Origin of the sequence: Pseudoalteromonas sp. SG41-5, from assembly GCF_014164495.1 — a bacterium.
In the GTDB taxonomy this organism is placed as follows: Bacteria; Pseudomonadota; Gammaproteobacteria; order Enterobacterales; family Alteromonadaceae; genus Pseudoalteromonas; species Pseudoalteromonas rhizosphaerae.
In genome coordinates this window covers 1-20,226 of the sequence record NZ_JACJFH010000070.1, presented here as the reverse complement: position 1 = coordinate 20,226, position 20,226 = coordinate 1, and the positions used below count along the sequence as shown (strand labels likewise).

The 20,226-nt window shown below is 40.4% G+C and carries 19 protein-coding genes; 5 read left to right on the top strand and 14 right to left on the bottom strand.

The window, feature by feature from the left end:
* The 10 genes from H5232_RS16345 to rpsB form a co-directional block, all read right to left on the bottom strand.
* Window positions 1–519 (bottom strand): OmpH family outer membrane protein, encoded by a 519-nt coding sequence (locus H5232_RS16345; RefSeq protein WP_149982990.1) that lies wholly within the window; start codon window positions 517–519, stop codon window positions 1–3.
* An 11-nt stretch (window positions 520–530) separates the two neighbouring features.
* Window positions 531–3,002 carry an outer membrane protein assembly factor BamA gene (gene bamA / locus H5232_RS16340; RefSeq protein WP_182831200.1) on the bottom strand — a complete coding sequence of 824 codons (2,472 nt, stop codon included), beginning with the start codon at window positions 3,000–3,002 and terminating at the stop codon, window positions 531–533.
* A 104-nt stretch (window positions 3,003–3,106) separates the two neighbouring features.
* Window positions 3,107–4,459 carry a sigma E protease regulator RseP gene (gene rseP / locus H5232_RS16335; RefSeq protein ID WP_182785138.1) on the bottom strand — a complete coding sequence of 451 codons (1,353 nt, stop codon included), beginning with the start codon at window positions 4,457–4,459 and terminating at the stop codon, window positions 3,107–3,109.
* Window position 4,460: 1 nt separating this feature from the next.
* Complete coding sequence (gene ispC, locus H5232_RS16330) at window positions 4,461–5,666, bottom strand: 1-deoxy-D-xylulose-5-phosphate reductoisomerase (RefSeq protein ID WP_182831199.1); 1,206 nt, start codon at window positions 5,664–5,666, stop codon at window positions 4,461–4,463.
* Complete coding sequence (locus H5232_RS16325; RefSeq protein WP_145240480.1) at window positions 5,663–6,529, bottom strand: phosphatidate cytidylyltransferase; 867 nt, start codon at window positions 6,527–6,529, stop codon at window positions 5,663–5,665. The genes ispC and H5232_RS16325 overlap by 4 nt, the downstream gene beginning before the upstream one ends.
* Window positions 6,530–6,546: 17 nt before the next feature.
* On the bottom strand, window positions 6,547–7,326 hold the full coding sequence (locus H5232_RS16320; protein ID WP_149982995.1) for an isoprenyl transferase: 780 nt from the start codon (window positions 7,324–7,326) through the stop codon (window positions 6,547–6,549).
* Between the two features lie 58 nt (window positions 7,327–7,384).
* Complete coding sequence (frr, locus tag H5232_RS16315) at window positions 7,385–7,906, bottom strand: ribosome recycling factor (RefSeq protein ID WP_215909106.1); 522 nt, start codon at window positions 7,904–7,906, stop codon at window positions 7,385–7,387.
* Between the two features lie 50 nt (window positions 7,907–7,956).
* The gene (gene pyrH, locus H5232_RS16310) at window positions 7,957–8,706 is read right to left on the bottom strand and encodes a UMP kinase (RefSeq protein WP_145240474.1); all 750 of its coding nucleotides are present in this window, start codon (window positions 8,704–8,706) and stop codon (window positions 7,957–7,959) included.
* A 159-nt stretch (window positions 8,707–8,865) separates the two neighbouring features.
* Window positions 8,866–9,717: a translation elongation factor Ts gene (gene tsf, locus H5232_RS16305; RefSeq protein ID WP_182718689.1), complete on the bottom strand. Its 852-nt coding sequence runs from the start codon at window positions 9,715–9,717 to the stop codon at window positions 8,866–8,868.
* A 105-nt stretch (window positions 9,718–9,822) separates the two neighbouring features.
* On the bottom strand, window positions 9,823–10,551 hold the full coding sequence (rpsB, locus tag H5232_RS16300; protein ID WP_145240470.1) for a 30S ribosomal protein S2: 729 nt from the start codon (window positions 10,549–10,551) through the stop codon (window positions 9,823–9,825).
* A gap of 271 nt (window positions 10,552–10,822) precedes the next feature.
* On the opposite strand from rpsB, the gene map reads away from it, so the two are divergent.
* Complete coding sequence (gene map / locus H5232_RS16295) at window positions 10,823–11,611, top strand: type I methionyl aminopeptidase (RefSeq protein ID WP_182740508.1); 789 nt, start codon at window positions 10,823–10,825, stop codon at window positions 11,609–11,611.
* A gap of 82 nt (window positions 11,612–11,693) precedes the next feature.
* Here map and H5232_RS16290 read toward each other — a convergent pair whose 3' ends face one another.
* Together H5232_RS16290 and H5232_RS16285 are read right to left on the bottom strand one after the other, a co-directional pair.
* On the bottom strand, window positions 11,694–11,969 hold the full coding sequence (locus H5232_RS16290) for a hypothetical protein (protein ID WP_182767939.1): 276 nt from the start codon (window positions 11,967–11,969) through the stop codon (window positions 11,694–11,696).
* Between the two features lie 23 nt (window positions 11,970–11,992).
* Window positions 11,993–12,670, bottom strand: a complete 678-nt coding sequence (locus H5232_RS16285; protein ID WP_182740721.1) for a hypothetical protein — start codon at window positions 12,668–12,670, stop codon at window positions 11,993–11,995.
* 468 nt (window positions 12,671–13,138) lie between these two features.
* Between H5232_RS16285 and glnD the strand changes: the two genes are divergently transcribed.
* The 4 genes from glnD to H5232_RS24295 all read left to right on the top strand — a co-directional run bounded on the left by glnD (window position 13,139) and on the right by H5232_RS24295 (window position 17,846).
* Window positions 13,139–15,757: a [protein-PII] uridylyltransferase gene (glnD, locus tag H5232_RS16280; protein WP_182740722.1), complete on the top strand. Its 2,619-nt coding sequence runs from the start codon at window positions 13,139–13,141 to the stop codon at window positions 15,755–15,757.
* A gap of 9 nt (window positions 15,758–15,766) precedes the next feature.
* The gene (dapD, locus tag H5232_RS16275; protein WP_182740723.1) at window positions 15,767–16,594 is read left to right on the top strand and encodes a 2,3,4,5-tetrahydropyridine-2,6-dicarboxylate N-succinyltransferase; all 828 of its coding nucleotides are present in this window, start codon (window positions 15,767–15,769) and stop codon (window positions 16,592–16,594) included.
* 240 nt (window positions 16,595–16,834) lie between these two features.
* Window positions 16,835–17,296 (top strand): hypothetical protein, encoded by a 462-nt coding sequence (locus tag H5232_RS24300; protein ID WP_259399466.1) that lies wholly within the window; start codon window positions 16,835–16,837, stop codon window positions 17,294–17,296.
* Window positions 17,297–17,372: 76 nt separating this feature from the next.
* A complete protein-coding gene (locus tag H5232_RS24295) occupies window positions 17,373–17,846 on the top strand; it encodes a hypothetical protein (protein WP_259398829.1) in 474 nt (157 codons plus the stop codon).
* Window positions 17,847–18,391: 545 nt separating this feature from the next.
* Here H5232_RS24295 and H5232_RS16265 read toward each other — a convergent pair.
* Window positions 18,392–19,420 (bottom strand): DUF2804 domain-containing protein, encoded by a 1,029-nt coding sequence (locus H5232_RS16265; protein ID WP_182784360.1) that lies wholly within the window; start codon window positions 19,418–19,420, stop codon window positions 18,392–18,394.
* A gap of 127 nt (window positions 19,421–19,547) precedes the next feature.
* A complete protein-coding gene (locus H5232_RS16260) occupies window positions 19,548–20,147 on the bottom strand; it encodes a hypothetical protein (RefSeq protein ID WP_182784358.1) in 600 nt (199 codons plus the stop codon).
* Between the last annotated feature and the right edge of the window lie 79 nt (window positions 20,148–20,226).

Sequence of the window (20,226 nt, the reverse complement as noted above, 5' to 3'; positions counted from 1 at the left end):
CTATTGCTTACTTACTTTATCAACAACTTTACTTGATAAATCAACGACCGTTTTAGGGTTAAAGTAGATAGTAGTATCTTTAACTTTAACTTCATCGTACTTACCATCTTTAGCAATATCTTCGATTGCTTTGATAATAATACCTTGAACTTTAGCTAGTTCTTGGTTTTGACGAGTTTTAATTTCTTGCTCTAAAGGACGACCTTTTTCAGCAAGATTTTTTTGCATGCCTTCCACTTTTTCACGCAACGCATCTTTTTGCGCTTGGCTCATTGTAGTGCTTTCACGCTTGAATTTTTCTGCTTCAAAGCGGATATCGCCCTGTAGCTTTTCAAGTTCTTGACGACGCTCAGCAAATTCAGCTTGCAGTGTTTGCTCAACTTTTGCCATTTGTGGGATTTGCTTATAGATTTCTTGCATATCTACAATACCAACTTTATGTGCAAAAGCACTTGCAGAAGTACCCATCATAAGTGTTGCTAAAATGGCAATTGCCGATGATTTAAATGATTTTTTCACAAAAAACTCCTTTAGAATGTATTACTAATGTTAAAGCTGATGGTCTTCGTATCGTCATCTTCTTCTTGTTGCAATGGATACGCAAAACTAATCAACATTGGACCCATAGGTGAGATCCACTGTAATGATAAACCGGTTGATACCCTAAAGCGCAGCGGATCTGAATAATCCTCAAGCTTAGCGCGTTCATTCGGCCCTAAATTTTTATAACGGTCAACGTTAAATTCAGTATCCCATACGTTTGCAGCATCAACAAAGAAACTAGTACGTACAGAACTGGTATTATCTTCATCCAAAAATGGGGTTGGCACAATTAACTCCATGCCTGCAACCGCTTTGGCATTACCACCAATACGTCCTCCCGGTGTTAACACATCAAACTCTGGCGAGCCGCCTATATTGCCAGTTAGACTACCATCTGCCAATGAATTGCCTGGAATTACTTGTGGTGTACGCGATATTGCACGCGGCAAAATAGTATTACGGTCAAAACCACGTAATTCCATTTCGGTTATACGGAAATATTCTTGGAATGGTAATGTTTGATCGTAACCATTGGTTGTGCCATAACCGTTACCATAGCCAAATGCAGCACGCGTTGAGAATACCCAACGGTGGTTATTAGTAAGTGGCCAATAAAAACGCGAGTCGTAATTTACCTTAAAGTAAGTTAAATCAGAGTTTGGCGTAGTACCGGTTAAGTTTAATGTTTGACGCGAACCTGCCGTTGGGAATAAACCACGGTTTACTGTCACACGAGACCAACCAACGCTGAGTTCGTACTTAGTAAAATCAAATCCTTTATCCGGGTTATTCACGTCTAGGAAGGTCTCACGCATAACAAGCGTTTGCTCATATTCAGCAATCTCAGATAACTCTTCTTGGATCCAACGTACACCAAAGTTGATACGGTTTACCGCATCAATTGGGAAGCCTATATTTGTACCAATGCCGTAGCTTTTTGATTTGTAATCGATGAGGCTAAACTTACTTGCATCGTAATTACTGTAGAAAATACTACTGCCTTGCGACACACCATCTGGGGTGAAGTAAGGGTCGGTATACGATAAACTAACACGTTCTGAACCACGCGAAGTATTGATGTTAAAGCCAATCTGGTTACCCGTACCTAAGAAGTTAGATTCAGTCACACCGATATTAAATTGCAGACCTAAGTAAGAACCATAAGCAAGACCTGCGTTAAAGCTACCAGCTGATTGCTCTTTAACGGTAAAATCGACATCAACTTGGTCATCTATACCAGGGACTGGCACAACATTAAAATCAACACTTTCCATGTAAGGAAGACGTTGAATTTGTAGCTTTGAACGCTCAAGGTTCTGATTCGATAACCATGCGCCTTCCAGCTGGGTCATTTCACGACGTAATACTTCATCTGCGGTATTTTGGTTACCACCAACAATAATACGACGCACATAAACACGCTGACCAGGATTAACTGAGAGTGTTAACTGAACTTCTTTGGTTTCGTCATCAATTTCAGGAATGGTGCGAACTTCCGCATTCGCATAACCGAAACGCGCTAAATAACTTTTGATAAATTCTTCAGATGAGGTAACCACTGAGCCATTATAAAGTTCACCGGCACGCAGTGGAATAACACTTTTGATCAGTTCTTCACGGCCAAGTAGATCACCAATGAAGTCAAAGCCTTTCACTTTGTATTTAACGCCTTCGGTGATGTTAGCTGTTACATACACAGATTCACGTTCAGGACTTACTGATACTTGTGTTGAGTCAATATTAAAACGTAAGTAACCACGGTCTAAATAATAACTACGAATTTTCTCGAGATCGCCTTCAATGGTTTGTTTCTGGTAGCGATCGCTGCCCATAAACTGCCACCAAGGTAAATCTTGTTGTGACTCAGCAAGTGCTAACAAGTCTTCATCACTAAACAATTCGTTACCAACTAAGTTGATCTGACGGATAGATGCGGCATCACCTTCATCAAACTTAAGTTTTAGCTTAACGCGGTTACGCGGTAACTTAGTGATACTGACATCAATTTTAGCGTTGTATTTACCAATACTGTGGAAAAACTCTATTAAGCCTTTCTCGATGTTATCAACCACAGTTTTATCCAGTGGTTCACCTTGGCGAATATCTTGCTGATCAAGCGACTGATTAAGCTGCTCGTCTTTAATGTCTTTATTACCTTCAAACTCAATAACACTAATTGTTGGGCGCTCTGTTACTCTAAAAATAACATTATTGCCATCATGTAGTGCCTTGATATTGTCGAAGTGACCTGAGTTATACAAAGACTTAATCGTTTTTGAAATTGTATAGTCATCAACACTATCACCCACGTTAATAGGAATATGTGTTAATGCTGCTCCCAACGCTACGCGCTGCAAACCTTCAACTTTTAAATCGTCAACAATAAAGGAGTTTTGGCCTAGGGCTGCAAAGCTAGCACCTAATAAACTTGTTACTGCCAAATGTTTTTTTATAGCCATTTTATTATCTTTATCCTTTACAACGGTATTACCGCTCAACACCTTAAAATTATACTTTAGCGGTGTTTTACAATCGTGTTTTAATTCGAGACTGTCGCAATTGCTTACAATCGCGATACATCATTGAACAAAGCGAAACATGTAAGAAAAATGAGTAGCAAGGCACCCACTTTAAAACCAAATTCTTGTGTCTTTTCAGAGACCGGCTTTTTACGAAAAAGTTCAATTATGTAATACATTAAGTGCCCACCATCAAGCACTGGTAAGGGCAATAAATTAAATACGCCCAAGTTTACACTTATCAATGCTAAGAAGCCTAAAAACGCCACTAAGCCATAGCTTACGCTAGTTCCCGCCCCTACAGCAATACCAACTGGACCACTTAAATTCTTCACTGATACTTGACCAGTAATTAAGTTACCAATCATATCAAAACTTAGGCTGATCAAGCGCCATGTTTCAGTTACGCCCAGCACCATACTATCGAGTGGGCCATAATGTCTAGTTTCAATGTAACCATCTGGCCATTTTTCAACCACCGGTGCTACACCTAAAAAGCCTTGTAGCAAGCCATCACTATTACGTTGTCCTTTCGGGGTAACATTTAGCAGTTCTATACTATCTTGTCTTTTTACACTAAATTGTAATGATTTGTTAGCGGATTGCTGAATAACATTAACTAACTGCGTCCAACTGGTTATTGTTTCACCATTTACGGCGATAATTTCATCGCCTGCTTGTAAATTAGCGTCTGCTGCAGCAGAGTTTGGCGAAATTGTAGCAACGGTTAAAGTAGCCTGCGGACGAAACGGCACAATACCTAATGAAGCTAATGGTGGCACATCTTGTTGATCAAGTTTCCAACCATCAATATCAAGCATTTTAACCTGTTCTTGAAATTGCTCGTCACGCACGGTAACAGCAACACTTTTATCACCTAGGCTGGCCATTAATGCAAACGTAGCATCTTGCCAAGTCGCAATATTATCATCGCCAATTTTTACAATTTGTTGACTAGGCATAATACCGGCCTGCTCAGCGCGGCTACCCTCATTTACTGAGCCTACCACCGGCTTCACCGATTGAACCCCAACCATGTACATCGCAGCTAAAGCAAAGATAGCAAATATAAAGTTAGCCAGCGGCCCTGCTGCTACAATCGCGATACGCGCTTGTACTGACTTGGCATTAAATGATAAGTGACGTTGTTCAGCTGACACCTCATCAACACGTTCATCAAGCATTTTCACGTAGCCGCCTAAAGGAATTGCTGCAATGACATATTCAGTGTCGTGTTTATCGTGCCATTTTATTAGCGGTTTACCAAAGCCAATAGAAAACCTTAACACCTTCACACCCGCTTTGCGGGCAACCCAAAAATGGCCATATTCATGCACTGTTACTAAAATTCCCAGCGCTAGAATAAAAGAACCTAAATTCCACAGAAAATCGAACATATTAGCGTACTACCTTTGCAATGAGTTGCGTCGCTTGAAGTCGAGCTAAACGGTCACATTCAAGAATTTCATCGAGCGTGTGTACGTTTACATCAACCGTTGTGTCTAATGTTTGTGCATTAATGCGGTATATATCAGTAAAGCCTATCTGCCCTTGTAAAAATGCCTGCACAGCAATTTCATTGGCAGCATTAACTGTCGTTGTAGCACCTTGTCCAGCATTACACGCAGCAATAGCTAATTGTAAATTGGGATAGCGGGCAAAATCTGGTTTCGTAAAAGTAAAATCAGCAAGCTGTGAAAAATCCAATGGTGTTACTCCAGCATCAATACGCTGTGGGTATGCTAAAGCATGAGCAATCGGTGTACGCATATCTGGATTCCCCATTTGCGCTAGCACCGAGCCATCTTGGTATTGCACCATTGAATGAATAATACTTTGCGGGTGAATGACCACTTCAATATCGTTTGCCTGGCAGTTAAATAGCCATTTAGCCTCAATAAACTCAAGGCCTTTATTCATCATAGTGGCTGAATCAACAGATATCTTTTGTCCCATCGACCAATTTGGATGCGCCACAGCTTGTGCCACAGTAACGTCTTTTAAAGAGGCAATATCACACGTTAAAAAAGGCCCACCAGAACCGGTAAGTAAAATTTTACTTACCCCATGTTCATGTAACTGTGCATTAGTTTTAGAGCCTTGCAGTGCACTTGGCAGGCACTGGAATATGGCATTATGTTCACTGTCAATCGGTAGTAAAGTGGCTTTATGTTGTTTTACTTTATCAATAAACAACTGACCTGACATGACTAAAGATTCTTTATTCGCCAGTAATACTTTTTTACCTGCTTCTACCGCACTGAGTGTAGGTATGAGCCCCGCTGCACCAACAATCGCCGACATTACCGCGTCAACGTCTGGGTGAGCGGCCAGTTCACTCATGGCGGCAATGCCACTGCGGATCACTGTTTTGCAGCCACTGCCCGATAAGTGTTGGCTTAACTTAGCTGCAGCGCTGTCATCTGCCATCACTGCAAAGCGTGGTTGATGAACAATACACAATTGCGCCATCAATTCACTATTATTACCTGCCGCAAGTGCAAATACAGCAAACTGTTCTTGATTACGCGCAACAACATCTAAGGTACTTAAACCAATGGAACCTGTCGCGCCGAGAATGACGAGTTGTTGTCTACAACTCATAAACTAAGTGTCCATGCATAGCACAACACAAAAATGGGGGCTGCAGCAGTTAGGCTGTCAAGGCGATCTAAAATCCCCCCATGGCCAGGCAAACATGAGCCACTATCTTTAAGACCAGCTTCGCGTTTAAACATACTTTCGAGTAAGTCGCCAATAGCTGAGAATAACGCGATGAATACAGTCATAATCGCGTAAATTGGCCAAACAGACATATCTACATTGGTAAAATGACAAAACGCTAAAACAAAAATTACCGCAGCAACTAAGCCACCAGCTAAACCTTCAATGGTTTTATTAGGGCTCACTTTTGGCATTAACTTATGCTTGCCAAAGTTTTTACCCGTAAAGTATGCACCAATGTCAGCACTCCATACGATCCCCAGTACCACTAAAATAAGCATCGAACCAAAGTGCGTTGATTGCTCATAGTTAGCACTGCGCAGTGTATTAAGCGCAAGCCACAGCGGTACTAAGGTGAGAATACCGGCAATAGCGCGCATAACCACTCCTTCGTTCCATGCTTTCGCCATTGCTGGGTAGCGCCACACTAGGTAGGTGGCTACAATCCACCACGAAAATGACAGTGTGAATATATAATTTGCGTCTCCTACGAGCTGGCCGTCGACCCACAGTCCATCAATTGGCCAATGCCAATTAAGCAGTACCAGTAACAAGCCAATAAACGTCACAAACGAAAAACGTTTAACTTTATCGCATAACCCCATAAATGCCGACCATTCCCACGCGCCTAATAAAACAATCGCGCCAGCGATGTAACTAAACAATGTAAGAGGTGTATAAAAAACCAACACCAGTGCCAAAGGCGCTAGCACTAAAGAGGTTAAAATTCGTTGTTTTAGCAAAGTGTTACCCTTTTTAATTAGGTTTCAGCGAGTAATTGTTTTATTTGTTCGCCAGTACAACCAAACCGTCGCTCTCTGGCAACGTAACAAGCGATAGCATCAGCAAAAGCTGCTTCATTGAAGTCAGGCCAAAGCGTATCGGTAAAGTAAAGTTCAGCATAAGCAGCTTGCCATAATAAAAAGTTGCTTATGCGTAAATCGCCACCAGTACGGATCAACAAGTCAGGTTCAGCCTGATCTTGCATACTCATATGGGCGGCTAAATCGTGCTCTGTAATATCATCAGGGTTTAACGTCCCTGCAGCAATCAGCTTACCTAATTGCTTTGCAGCATTTGTTATATCCCATCGACCACCATAATTTGCCGCTACATTCAGTTGCAAACCTGTATTATTAGCCGTTAATTCATGTGCTGCATCAACCTTGCTGCGCAAAGTATCTGAAAAACGAGATAAGTCACCAATAATGGTTAACTTAACATTATTTTTGTGTAGCTTTTTAACTTCCTTACTCAGCACAAACAAAAACAGCTCCATCAAGGTACTGACTTCATCTTCGGGGCGATGCCAGTTTTCACTACTAAAAGCGAATAGAGTCAATGACTCTATTCCTAATTTAGTACAAAACTGCACAGACTGACGAACCGCATCCACGCCTTTTTTATGACCGTACACACGTGGCCTATTCTTGGCTTGTGCCCAACGACCATTGCCATCCATGATTATAGCGACATGCTTGGGTAAACATTGCTGGGAAATTTTATCAGCGTTAAGAACCATAAATATCGAGTATTCCATAAAAAAACGCCGCCTAGTATACCCCAGACGGCGTTTCAAAACTAATAAATTTACTAGCTTAGATTTCCATCAACTCGGCTTCTTTCGCCGCTAATTGAGTGTCCATCTCTTTAATGAATTTGTCCGTAAGCTTTTGAATTGCATCATCAGATTGACGCGCTTCATCTTCAGAAATATCTTTATCTTTCAATAAGTTTTTAACGTCACCGTTAGCATCACGACGAATATTACGGATTGCAACACGGCCGCTTTCAACTTCACCACGAACGATTTTAATTAAGTTTTTACGACGTTCCTCAGTTAGCGGAGGAAGTGGTACACGGATCACAGAACCTGCTGACATTGGGTTTAAACCTAAGTCAGATGCCATGATTGCTTTCTCTACCGCTTGTGCAAGCGATTTATCAAATACACTTAACGCAAGTGTACGTGAATCTTCAATTGTTACATTGGCAACTTGGTTCAATGGCGTTGGTGCGCCGTAGTATGGCACCATAATGCCATCTAATATTGCCGGATGAGCACGGCCAGTACGGATTTTAGATAGTTGACTGCTAAGTGCCGTTACACTTTTCTGCATACGTTCTGCAGCATCTTTTTGAATATCGTTTATCACGGTTCAATCCTAATCTAGTTAATAACTTCATCTGAGGCTTGTGAAGAGATAAGAGTGCCTTCTTCTTCGCCCATAATTACACGCTTTAAAGCGCCTGATTTATTCATATTAAATACGCTCAACGGCATCTTGTGATCACGCGCAAGAGTGAATGCCGCAAGATCCATTACTTTTAATTCTTTTTCAATGATTTCATTGTAGCTCAAGTGACGGTAAAGTGTCGCCTCTGGATTTTTTACCGGATCATCACTGTAAACACCATCAACCTTGGTGGCTTTAATCACGGTATCGGCTTCAATTTCAATACCACGTAAACACGCGGCCGAATCCGTTGTAAAGAATGGGTTACCAGTACCGGCTGCAAAAATAACTACACGGCCCGTTTTTAATAAGCTAATTGCCTCAGCCCAGTTGTATGCATCACACACACCGTTAAGTGGGATAGCTGACATTAAACGACAATTTACAAATGCACGGTGCAACGCATCACGCATTGCAAGGCCATTCATGACAGTTGCTAGCATCCCCATATGATCGCCAACTACGCGATTCATACCTGCTTCAGCAAGTGAGCCGCCACGTAAAAAGTTACCGCCACCGATAACTAAACCCACTTCTACGTCGAGTTCTACAAGCTCTTTGATTTCTTGCGCCATACGGTCTAATACTTTTGGGTCGATGCCGAAGCCTTCGTCTCCCATCAGTGCTTCACCGCTTAATTTGAGAAGAACGCGTCTAAAAATAGGTTTACGATTGATTGTCATAGTATTTGGGCCAACTTTATAAAAAAAGGATAAAAAATAACCGCGCTTATGATTTTCACATAAAGAGCGCGGTTATTTTAAAGAATTTTCAGCGATGACGCAAAAGCAAATAACAGAATAATTTCATCTAACTCACTTTTTCGTCAAAGGAAATCGATTTTATTGACCTTTAGCAGCAGCAATCTGTGCAGCAACTTCAGCAGCAAAATCTTCAGTTTTCTTCTCGATACCTTCACCAACTTCTACACGTACGAAGCCAGTAACTGTTGCGTTTTTCTCTTTAAGAATTTCGCCAACAGATTTTTTAGGTTCCATGATGAAAGCTTGACCAGTAAGAGAAACCTCACCAGTGAATTTTTTCATGCGACCAACAACCATCTTCTCAGCGATTTCAGCAGGCTTGCCTTCGTTCATCGCGATTTCGATTTGTACTTGCTTTTCTTTTTCAACAACGTCAGCAGGTACATCTTCAGGTGTTAGGTACTCTGGGTTTGAAGCAGCAACGTGCATTGCGATGTGCTTAAGTGTTTCTTCATCAGCAACACCTGCAACAACAACACCAATACGCTCACCGTGACGGTACTCAACTAGCGTTTCGCCAGCGATGTACTGTAGACGACGTACATTGATGTTTTCACCAATTTTAGTAACTAGTTCAACACGATCTTCTTCGAACTTAGCTTGTAAGTCTTCGATAGAAATCGTTTCTGCAATAGCAGCATCAGCAACTTTATTAGCAAATGCTAAGAAACTTACGTCTTTTGCTACGAAGTCAGTTTGACAGTTAACTTCAACTAGTACTGCAACACCTGCGTTTTGCTTGATGATGATAGTACCTTCAGCAGCAATGTTACCTGCTTTTTTAGCAGCTTTTGCAGCGCCACTTTTACGCATATTTTCAATCGCTAACTCGATGTCGCCATCAGTTTCAGTTAACGCTTTTTTACAATCCATCATGCCAGCGCCGGTACGCTCGCGTAATTCTTTAACTAGGGCAGTAGTTACAGCCATTAGTAAATCCTCAAATCTGAATTCAGGTTTAGATAAGCGGGTTACCCGCTCTACAAGAATAGCAAGTCTTCATCTAAAATTAGATGAAGACTTGATGACAGCTAATTACTCAGCTTCTACGAAGTCGTCTTTCTCAGCTTGAGCAACGATATTGCTCTCACGGCCTTCAGTAATTGCTGCTGCAACTGCGCCTGTGTAAAGGTTGATTGCACGGATAGCATCATCATTACCAGGTACGATGAAATCAACACCGTCTGGGTTAGAGTTAGTATCAACGATCGCAACAACTGGAATACCTAGGTTGTTAGCTTCACGGATAGCGATGTGCTCGTGGTCTGCATCGATAACGAAAAGTGCGTCAGGAAGACCACCCATGTTTTTGATACCGCCAAGGCTCTTTTCAAGCTTTTCCATTTCGCGGTTAAGCATTAACGTTTCTTTCTTAGTTAACTTCTCGAAAGTACCGTCTTGGCTTTGGATCTCAAGGTCTTTAAGACGCTTGATTGATTGACGAACTGTTTTCCAGTTAGTCAACATACCACCTAACCAACGGTGATTTACGTAATACTGATCACTAGCGATAGCGGCTTCTTTAACCGACTCGCTTGCTGCGCGCTTAGTACCAACGAAAAGAACTTTACCTTTGTTTGACGCAGCACCAGTTAAAAACTTAAGTGCGTTGTTGAACATTGGAACAGTTTGCTCAAGGTTGATGATATGAACACGGTTACGTGCGCCGAAGATGAAAGGCTTCATCTTAGGATTCCAGTAACGTGCTTGGTGACCGAAGTGAACACCAGCTTGAAGCATGTCGCGCATTGAAACGTTTGCCATTTTGTATTTCCTCTGTTTAGTTTAGGGTTAGGCCTCCACATACCCCATAGCACCAACACCGCAGTTAAATGAAACTGAAATGCACCCAAGTGTATGTGACGATACGTGTGTGTGTTAAAATAAAATTGTGTTTGCCTTAAATACAAAAAATCATTTAAGAATTTATTTGTAAAAAGACGGCGCGCTTTATACCATATTAAAAACAAATATTCAACGTCGCGTGCAAAATTTGTGCGACGATAAATGTGTAAAACTCGACAATGGAGCCTCCATGAGTGCTGTGATCAAGACCCCTGAAGAAATAGAGAAAATGCGTGTAGCCGGGCGCTTAGCGGCAGATGTCCTGGAAATGATAGAGTCACATGTAGTTCCCGGTGTAACCACTGATGAACTAAATACAATTTGTCATAATTATATTGTCGATGTGCAAAAGGCAATTCCTGCCCCACTAAATTACCATGGTTTTCCTAAATCAATTTGCACCTCAGTAAACCATGTAATTTGCCATGGTATTCCTAACGACAAAGCATTAAAAGATGGCGACAGTGTCAATATCGATATCACGGTTATCAAAGATGGCTACCACGGCGACACATCAAAAATGTTTCATGTTGGCACACCAAACATCCAAGGCAAGCGTCTTGCTGAAGTAACGCAAGAAAGCCTTTATTTAGCAATAAAAATGGTTAAACCAGGCGTGCGTTTAGGTGATATCGGCGAAGCGATTCAAAAATATGCAGAGAGCTTTAACTACTCAATTGTTCGTGAATATTGCGGCCATGGTATTGGTGCAGAGTTTCATGAAGAACCACAAATAATGCATTATGGCCGCGCTGGTACTGGCGAAGCCCTAAAAGCAGGTATGTGTTTGACTATTGAGCCAATGGTTAACGCGGGTAAACGCCAGTGTAAACTACTAAAAGATGACTGGACTGTGGTTACTAAAGACCGTAGCTTGTCTGCGCAGTGGGAACACACCTTATTAGTAACTGAAAATGGTGTTGAAATTTTAACGCTTAGATCAGATGATACGATTGACCGTGTTCATAAGCACTTATAAAATAACTAAAAATAAGCATATAAAAAATACCAGCTCAAGTTGAGCTGGTATTTTTTATATAAACAAAACTATTTATTCAACATTATTTATGGCATAACTTACTCGAAAATAGTTTTATCAACGCAGACCACAACCAAGCAATTAAGGTTAATATTATAACTGCTACAATAGACATGGGAGCTCCCTCACCATATTTTGGTTGGTAAAAAACGTTATTATAAATAAGATCGAATAAGTAAAATATAGAAAAAGAAATTAATATTATAATTATATTAAACTTTAAAAAATTAGCTTCCCTTTGTTTGTAACTAACACCAGCAAGCACTACCAACATAATCATAAGTGCGACATAAAACATTTATTACTCCTTATCAAACGACACTATAAACAAGGTTGTGTATAGTAATTACAACCACCACCTGTGCATACCATCATTTGCACTAAGCAAGATGGAAAGGTACCAGGTCCGTTGCCATCACCTCCTCCGATACAACTACTTTGTCCAGAGTCACATACTGAAGGATCTATGCCATTATTAATAAATTGACTATAGTCTCCTTTTAAATTAATACAATCAGCGGGTTTCCCTTGGCAATAGGCAATTAATGCACTCTGACTATTCTTAACTGCTGCATAATAACCATCGGCTAATTGATCTAAAAGAGCTTTATAAACAGCTACTGTAACAGGACTATCTATTAATATGTCAGTTCTTATTTCAGCTAATAAAGTAAAATTCGCCCTTTCCATTTTTTCCAAAAACCTAAAGTCACATTGAGATTTACTAGTATAAGTACCGTAACATTGATCATGAATAGCGCAAGCTTGGCCATAATGAAAATCAGGGATCAATGGATCAGACCAATGTGTTGGAGTGCCGCAGCTCCCTGATGTTTCTGTGCGAAAAGAACGTTGAAAGATTTCTTGATCATGAAGTGATTCAATTCTTTCATATTCCTCTCGAAATAAAAGAGTGAATACTCTAAATAATGCCTCCTCATCTTTACTTAAGCCTATAAGCTCAGCATTTTGAATTTTTTTAATCTGATTTTTTTGCAAGTTAAATAAATAACGCTCTCCATTAATTTTATCTATACAACTTGCTGAGTCTTCCTTACAAAAATATGCTGCCTCATGCGTAAGGTTTCTATTAATTTTATAAACATATTGACTATTTTGTTCATTGACTCCAAATGCTTGCAGTTCACTTTCCTTAACTAGAATAGCCCATGCTTGACTACAAAAAAACTAGCAAATATAAATAAAAATAAAAATAAAAATAAATTTTTCACTGTAAAACTCCTTAACATTAGAAAAACCAAATAAACTATAATAGGAACAAATTAATTCTGCAATTAAAATTTATCTTCTATCGTAATCTGCCTTCTTTAAATTAGTTAACGTTGCAACTTTTTACTCAAGAATTTGTTATAATTACAATGTGTTCATTTCTCGCATTTTTTGCTAATTTAGTGTAAAAACGGTCATTACTAATTGTTTCTGCTATTAAGATAATACGGAGCCTAGGTGGCATTACCCAATAAAGTTAAAAAATTGCTCAGCGATGCTGAGCAATTAACCGATTACCGCGATTGTTCTACTTATTTTTATAAATGGTTACAAAACGAGTTTTCAAAACAGCCAGTCGGTAATTTGATTAATGCCCGGGCTGAGTTTATCGACCGCTTACTGATTAAACTGTTTCATGTTTATGATTTAGCCCATGAGCCAGATTTAGCCTTGATCGCCGTTGGCGGTTACGGTCGCGGTGAGCTGCACCCCTATTCAGATATCGATTTTTTACTGCTAGTTACTGAGCAACCTAGTGATGCAGTGTGTGAAAAAATCGGCCAATTTGTGACCATGCTATGGGATCTTAATTTAGAAATTGGCCACAGTGTGCGTACCATTGAGCAAGCGATTGAGCAAAAACGTGCCGACGTAACTTTTGCCACTAGCTTGCTTGAAAGTCGACTACTGTTCGGTAATCACATTGAATATGAAAAACTCAAAGAGCATATTCTTGATACGCCTGTATGGCACTCTGACGAATTCTTTTTAGCAAAAGTACATGAGCAACAACTGCGTCATAAAAAATGTCACGGTACAGCATACAACCTCGAACCAAATATCAAAGAAAATCCCGGTGGCCTGCGAGATCTGCAAACCATCATTTGGGTTGCTAAAAAACATTTTAGAGCCGAAACCTTACAAGAGCTTATTAGCCACGGCTATCTCACTCATGAAGAATACCAAGAGCTGTTGGAGTGTTTAGAAAATCTCTGGAATATCCGTTTTGCGCTGCATTTAGCGGCTGGACGCTCTGAGAACCGGTTGTTATTTGATCATCAACCACTGGCTGCTGATTTACTTGGCTTTGGTAGCGATGGTAAAGCCTCAGTTGAGCGGATGATGAAGCGATTATTTAGGATCATGAGCCGGGTCCGTGAGCTAAATCAAATGTTGTTATCATATTTTGAACAAAGCATTTTACCGGAAAGTAACGAACAAGCAGTGGTTGAACTCGATCGTAATTTCGAACGTGTTGGCCATCAAATTAGGGTAAAAAATCCGTCCGTGTTCTTTCGCCGTGATCAACTATTTGTATTGTTCGAACACATTGCCGATAACCCTGAAATTACCCATATTTACCCAAGTACTATCCGTACCATCCGCCAAGTGCGCCGTCGTCTGTTAGGAGATTTGCAAGATTATGCCGCCTGTCGTGAAGCCTTTTTACGGCTAATTAAACACCCTAACGGCATGGGCCGTGCATTTACTTTAATGCACAAGCACGGCATGCTTGCCGCTTATTTACCCCAGTGGCGAAACATTTTTGGACAGATGCAATTTGACTTATTTCACGCTTATACTGTGGATGAACATACTCATAAGTTGATCAATAACATTTATCAATATTTTGATAAAGCAAACGTCAGTGAGTTTCCTATTTGTTGTGAAATAGTCACCCGCATGGACAAGCCCGAGCTACTGTATTTAGCAGGCATCTTCCATGACATTGCCAAAGGCCGTGGCGGCGATCACTCAGAACTCGGTGCTGTTGATGCCATTGCTTTTGCCAAATTACATCGTTTTTCAACTTCCGATGGCAAATTGATTGCTTGGCTAGTTAGTAACCATTTACTTATGTCTGTAACTGCACAGCGCAAAGATATTAATGACCCAGATGTGATCAAAGACTTTGCTACTCGAGTTAAAACCGAACGACAACTTGATTACCTATACTGCTTAACCGTCGCAGATATTCGCGCCACTAACGACAACTTGTGGAATGATTGGAAAAACACCTTGTTGCGTGAGCTTTACCTGCATACTCAAAGGGCGTTACGGTTAGGCCTTGAAAATCCTATGGATCAGCGCGACCAAATTCGCGATAAAAAGCATCAAGCCAAACAACGGTTAATCAACAATGGCTATGATGAAAATCAGATTGATTTAATTTGGAGCCGTTTTAAAGCAAATTACTTTACGGCCTTTAGTGAACAACAACTATCATGGCACACCGAACATTTACTAAACTGCGTTGATTTAAGCCAACCCAGTGTTGCGGTATCAAATACAGCCATGCACGGCGGTACACAGATTTTTGTTTATAGCCCCTACTCCGGCGGTTTATTTGCCCGTTTAGTAAGTGTGATCGGCTCTAAAAAAGCGCAAATTCAACATGCTCAAGTGCTCACCACTCGCGACGGCTATGTGCTGTTTAGCTTTGTAGTACTTGAAGTCAGTGGCGACCCGATTGCCAGCGCTCAAGCGCAGTCAATCAAACGCGGCCTTGATCAAGCGCTTGCTGATCCGAAAAAGAAAATTCGCTTTAAAAAGAATCGCTCACAACGCTTTAAAGATTTTAATATTAAACCAAAAATTATCCTGCGCCCTCACCCGCGTAAAGACCGCAGCTTAATCGAAATTCAAGCGGTAGATATTCCTGGCTTATTAACCAAAATTGCCGAAGTGTTTCAAGCCCATTTATTACATATACACGCCGCGCGGATCACCACCGTAGGTGAACGTGCAGAAGATTTCTTCGTGGTATCGAATAACGAATACCAAGCTCTTACCGACGAAGAACAAGCAAAAATTCATCAAGCATTGCGTAAAAAACTCAACGCAGAAACCGAATAAGAGGATCTTATGTCAGATTTAAAAACCACCATTGAAAACGCCTGGGATAACCGTGATAGCATCAGCCCGAGCACAGTACCTAGTGATGTAAAACAAGCCATAATCGATGTACTTGAGCTACTTGATAGTGGTGCCGCACGCGTTGCTGAAAAAATCAGTGGTGAGTGGGTTGTCCATCAATGGCTAAAAAAAGCCGTGTTACTGTCGTTTCGTATTCGTGACAATCAACCAATGAACGACGGCGTAAACCAGTTTTATGACAAAGTACCACTGAAATTTAGCGACTATACACCGGAGCAATTTCAGCAAGGTGGCATGCGCGTTGTACCAAACGCTGTTGCCCGTAAAGGCAGCTTTGTCGGTAAAAATGTAGTATTGATGCCATCATATGTAAACATTGGTGCTTACGTTGATGATGGCACTATGGTTGATACATGGGCCACTGTAGGCTCGTGTGCACAAATTGGTAAGGACGTACACTTGTCAGGAGGTGTTGGCATAGGTGGCGTTTTAGAGCCATTACAAGCCAATCCTACTATCATTGAAGATAACTGTTTTATTGGTGCACGCTCTGAAATTGTAGAAGGCGTGATCGTTGAAGAAGGCGCTGTTATTTCAATGGGTGTTTACATCAGCCAAAGTACTCGCATTTACGACCGCGAAACTGGCGAGATCCACTACGGCCGCGTACCAGCAGGTGCTGTGGTTGTTCCAGGCGCACTGCCATCAAAAGACGGTACTCACAGCTTATACGCTGCAATTATCGTGAAAAAAGTAGATCAGCAAACCCGCGAAAAAGTAGGGATTAATGCATTATTGAGATCGATAGACGAATAATAGAGAGCTGAAAAGTTCTAAACGATAAGCTGATTGACATTAACAGTAAATAAATGAAAGCCCTAAATCTATATAGATCTAGGGCTTTTTCTATCTGTGTTATTTTCTCTTTTATGATAAATATCACCTTTAAATACAACATACTTGATAGCTAAGAACTTATTCTGGTTTATTAGCTTTGATTTGTATGACTGCGGCAACTATAATTATCAATTACATCATTAAGTAATTGAGATCAAGTTGTTACGGCTTTTCGTTATATGTTGGTTCCTGTTACTTGGTTTTCAGCAAGCTTTTGCTACTGAACTAAGCACTTTTGAAAATAAGTTAAACGAAGCTGAAGACTACCTTGTGGTCAACCCAGCGCAATCTATTATTATTCTTGAAAATCTTGACGATATCGATAAAGTTTTACCTGAGTTATTTATTCGTTGGCATCTTATTAACGCCCGAGCAGCCGTTCCGACCAGCCAATTTGACCGCCTTCATCAGTCTGTAGATGCGATATTTAGTCAGCAGCAAGCCCCTTATTTCAAAAAGAGAATAACGTCTATTATGAGTGCGTTAGGTATTTGGCTACGCTATGCAGAGTATTTAGACGATGCCCAACTAAGTTTTCAATGTGGTTATAAATACGCTGAAAATGATCGTCAACGCTTGACGCTTACCAACAGTATGGCACTGGTCGCTATGGCAAAATAACAATGACGAAGCGCGTAACCTATATGCCGAAAGCTATAATTTCACGGTGCGTTTAAACCTCCCTAACGTTGTCGCCATGATAGAAAGTAACTTGGGCTATTTGGCACTTGATGAGAATAAAATCCCAGAAGCTGAACATTATTTTCGTAGTGCCTTAAGCCGTTATCAAATTATTGACAAGCGAGCGGGACAAATTTCTGCAGGATTAAATCTGTTAATGGTATTTTTGATCCAAGATCAAACAATAAACTTTGAAAGATTATACGGACCCACATCCACTTTAACCCATGCCTTTCCCAATGAGGCTAAACAAGCTTTATTACTGTGGCTGGAAATGCGTTTTAAAAAACTTAAAGGAAATTATGTTAGCCGAAAGGACGTAGCACAATTGCAAATAGCTTACGAGCAATTAGAAAGCGATCAAATGAAAACCTTTGTACACCGTTACTTTGCTAAAAAGCTCGAAGTCCCTATCGTACCACCAAAGAAAATCCTCCCTAAAAAGTTTACTCGTTCTTGGTTTGAGTTAGTTAAAAAATGTCAGTGGTAATTGTTGGTGGCACTTTACAACATTTCCCTTTTTTCTTATTACCAACTGGGTAGATTTAATTTCGCAGCGCTGGGGTTCACGCCTGAGCAATTTGGTTATAGTGAGATTTTTTTGGGACTTGGCTCACTGCTGGGGAGTTACCTTAACAACGGCTTGCTGGCGAAGCATGTGTCGCAGCATTTGCTGTTGCAAGCTGCCGCGACTTTACTCACGTTGGGTGCTGTCGGTGTTTACCTAATACAAGATTCGATTTGGTTTATCACGCAGTGTATTAAGCACTATAGTCGTTGATCAAATCGATTGAATTTAGTGGCGCGGCAACGAGCTGATCTTGGGATAGATGTTAAGTTCATTTTTAAACGATAGTCAGGTTATACCAATCGTGTTAAGTTACTGACCATTTATAGCCACAGATAAATGCAGTGATAACAAGGCATAAATTTTGACATGCAGTTGTTCTACTTGAAAAAATTATAACGCAGTTAGCGCTTTATTTAGCTCGCTAGAATGGTTAAATATTTAAATCGATTGGTATTAAGTACTCTTTACCACTTCGCATAGTGGTCTTCGGTAAATCCCCATTCGCCGTTAAGTGTGATAACTTCGTCTGCAAGAGTTATTTCACCATAGTAACGGCCGAAGTGTTGAGTGAAGTTAGTCGCGATAATAATTAAGTTGGTTTTATCTTGGCGTTTACCTATTGGTTCGAAGTATAAATTGATGATACCGTCGTTTGAACGCAGCCGCCATTTACTCGTTGCTTTAGCATTACCATAGCGCTCAAATTGAAAATCGACCATATCAATTTTATAAAGCGTGCCATCGAGCCACAAGGCGTTTTCGGTAAAACCTGTTTCAATAACCCCCGCACTTAAATTTAAACCTAAGCGGCGGCCATCAGCTAATGTGCAGGCTAAACTCCCCCAGTTCCAAAAGGTTTCGCGACGCATGAAACCCGCGCTCCAATCAACACTTGCCAGTACTTTAAGCTCTTCAAATACATATTTGTTACCACGCCACTGAAGTGTTCCAGTACAGGGTAATGCGGCAGTTTTTTGGGTAAAATGAAAGCCTGTAAAACCGGCACGAACACACACCGCAAGCGGGTTATAATTTATCGATTCATCAATACAGGCACTAATTTTCAGCCCGGACTTTAAATTTACCTCTACCGAGCGTATTTGCGGCTTAGCGGTTGTATTAATAGTTACGCTGTTACGCCCTTTTCGAAAAGTCGCTTGCCCGGTGTTTGGTGTGCTATCAATACACGTATTTAAAGCCAGTAAGCTGATAAAACTGACTTCATCGAATTCTGTCGTTTGTGGGTCGTATACATATACAAAACAGTGACTCGCAATTTTTAAATCAACAATCGCTAAACCAATAATTAACTGCTCACAACTCAAACTAATAAATTGAAATTGATTAAAGCTTAACTTTTTAAAAAGCGTACTTCTGGATTTACCCATAGTACTACGCAGGTCAAAATCCAAGTAATTGATGTCATCTACTCCATCTGGAAAAATACCAAAGTCGACTTGTCCATCTTGGTCGATCAACTCTTTTTTAGCCATATAAAAAGCTTCCTTTAGTATCTAAAATACAATCATTCGCTTATTAACCTCGTACAGTAAACCTACAAACGCAAATAATATAAATTTATCATGCTGATATTAAATTTAGCTCAGAGCAACTTAAAGCTTACCGTTTAAAACTTAACACATTACAGCCAAATCCACTGATATCTATTGGTTTAATTTGTTCGCCTTTACCACTGTGATCGTCATGCTTGATGATTAAGGTATTCGCTTTTTCACTAAATGTGAACGACCCTAACCAATCGAGGGTGGCTATCGGTGTTAAAGTATAAAAGCCATTTTTATCAGTGCATTGATAAGAAAAATAATGCGTTGCTTTGCCAAACGCGCCAACATCCGAGGTATACACACTAATATTCCCCTGTTGCCGGTAGTCGTCGGCTTGAGTGCCAAGCACTAGATACAATGCACTAATGATTGCTAGGACAATAAATTGGATCCCTGCCAATATAAAAAAGCTGATATCAAATAATTTAGCATACCAAACTCGGGGCTCGTCATGATGGGGATGACCGTGGCTTGCTAACAAAAAGCCACCGATAGTCACCAATATTAATTTAATCGGCATCATATAAGCACTGAGTAAATACATGCTTTTTGCATTATGCCATTGCAGCCCAAAAGCCGTTGGTATAAATAAACTATCTAGCAACGGCAATAATATCAGCAAGCACGCGATAATAAGTTTTTTATGTTTTAGCATTTATAAGTGATGGCAGTTGATGATAGGTTTGAGTGTACAAATAAAAATCGTGAATAAAAAGCCCGTTAAAGTAACTTAA

Excerpts from the sequence above, each read along its gene's own strand:
- bamA (WP_182831200.1), bottom strand. The coding sequence starts at position 3,002 with ATGGCTATAAAAAAACATTTGGCAGTAACAAGTTTATTAGGTGCTAGC.
- rseP (WP_182785138.1), bottom strand. The coding sequence starts at position 4,459 with ATGTTCGATTTTCTGTGGAATTTAGGTTCTTTTATTCTAGCGCTGGGA.
- ispC (WP_182831199.1), bottom strand. The coding sequence starts at position 5,666 with ATGAGTTGTAGACAACAACTCGTCATTCTCGGCGCGACAGGTTCCATT.
- H5232_RS16320 (WP_149982995.1), bottom strand. The coding sequence starts at position 7,326 with ATGGAATACTCGATATTTATGGTTCTTAACGCTGATAAAATTTCCCAG.
- frr (WP_215909106.1), bottom strand. The coding sequence starts at position 7,906 with ATGCAGAAAAGTGTAACGGCACTTAGCAGTCAACTATCTAAAATCCGT.
- pyrH (WP_145240474.1), bottom strand. The coding sequence starts at position 8,706 with ATGACAATCAATCGTAAACCTATTTTTAGACGCGTTCTTCTCAAATTA.
- tsf (WP_182718689.1), bottom strand. The coding sequence starts at position 9,717 with ATGGCTGTAACTACTGCCCTAGTTAAAGAATTACGCGAGCGTACCGGC.
- rpsB (WP_145240470.1), bottom strand. The coding sequence starts at position 10,551 with ATGGCAAACGTTTCAATGCGCGACATGCTTCAAGCTGGTGTTCACTTC.
- map (WP_182740508.1), top strand. The coding sequence starts at position 10,823 with ATGAGTGCTGTGATCAAGACCCCTGAAGAAATAGAGAAAATGCGTGTA.
- H5232_RS16290 (WP_182767939.1), bottom strand. The coding sequence starts at position 11,969 with ATGTTTTATGTCGCACTTATGATTATGTTGGTAGTGCTTGCTGGTGTT.
- dapD (WP_182740723.1), top strand. The coding sequence starts at position 15,767 with ATGTCAGATTTAAAAACCACCATTGAAAACGCCTGGGATAACCGTGAT.
- H5232_RS24295 (WP_259398829.1), top strand. The coding sequence starts at position 17,373 with ATGATAGAAAGTAACTTGGGCTATTTGGCACTTGATGAGAATAAAATC.
- H5232_RS16265 (WP_182784360.1), bottom strand. The coding sequence starts at position 19,420 with ATGGCTAAAAAAGAGTTGATCGACCAAGATGGACAAGTCGACTTTGGT.
- H5232_RS16260 (WP_182784358.1), bottom strand. The coding sequence starts at position 20,147 with ATGCTAAAACATAAAAAACTTATTATCGCGTGCTTGCTGATATTATTG.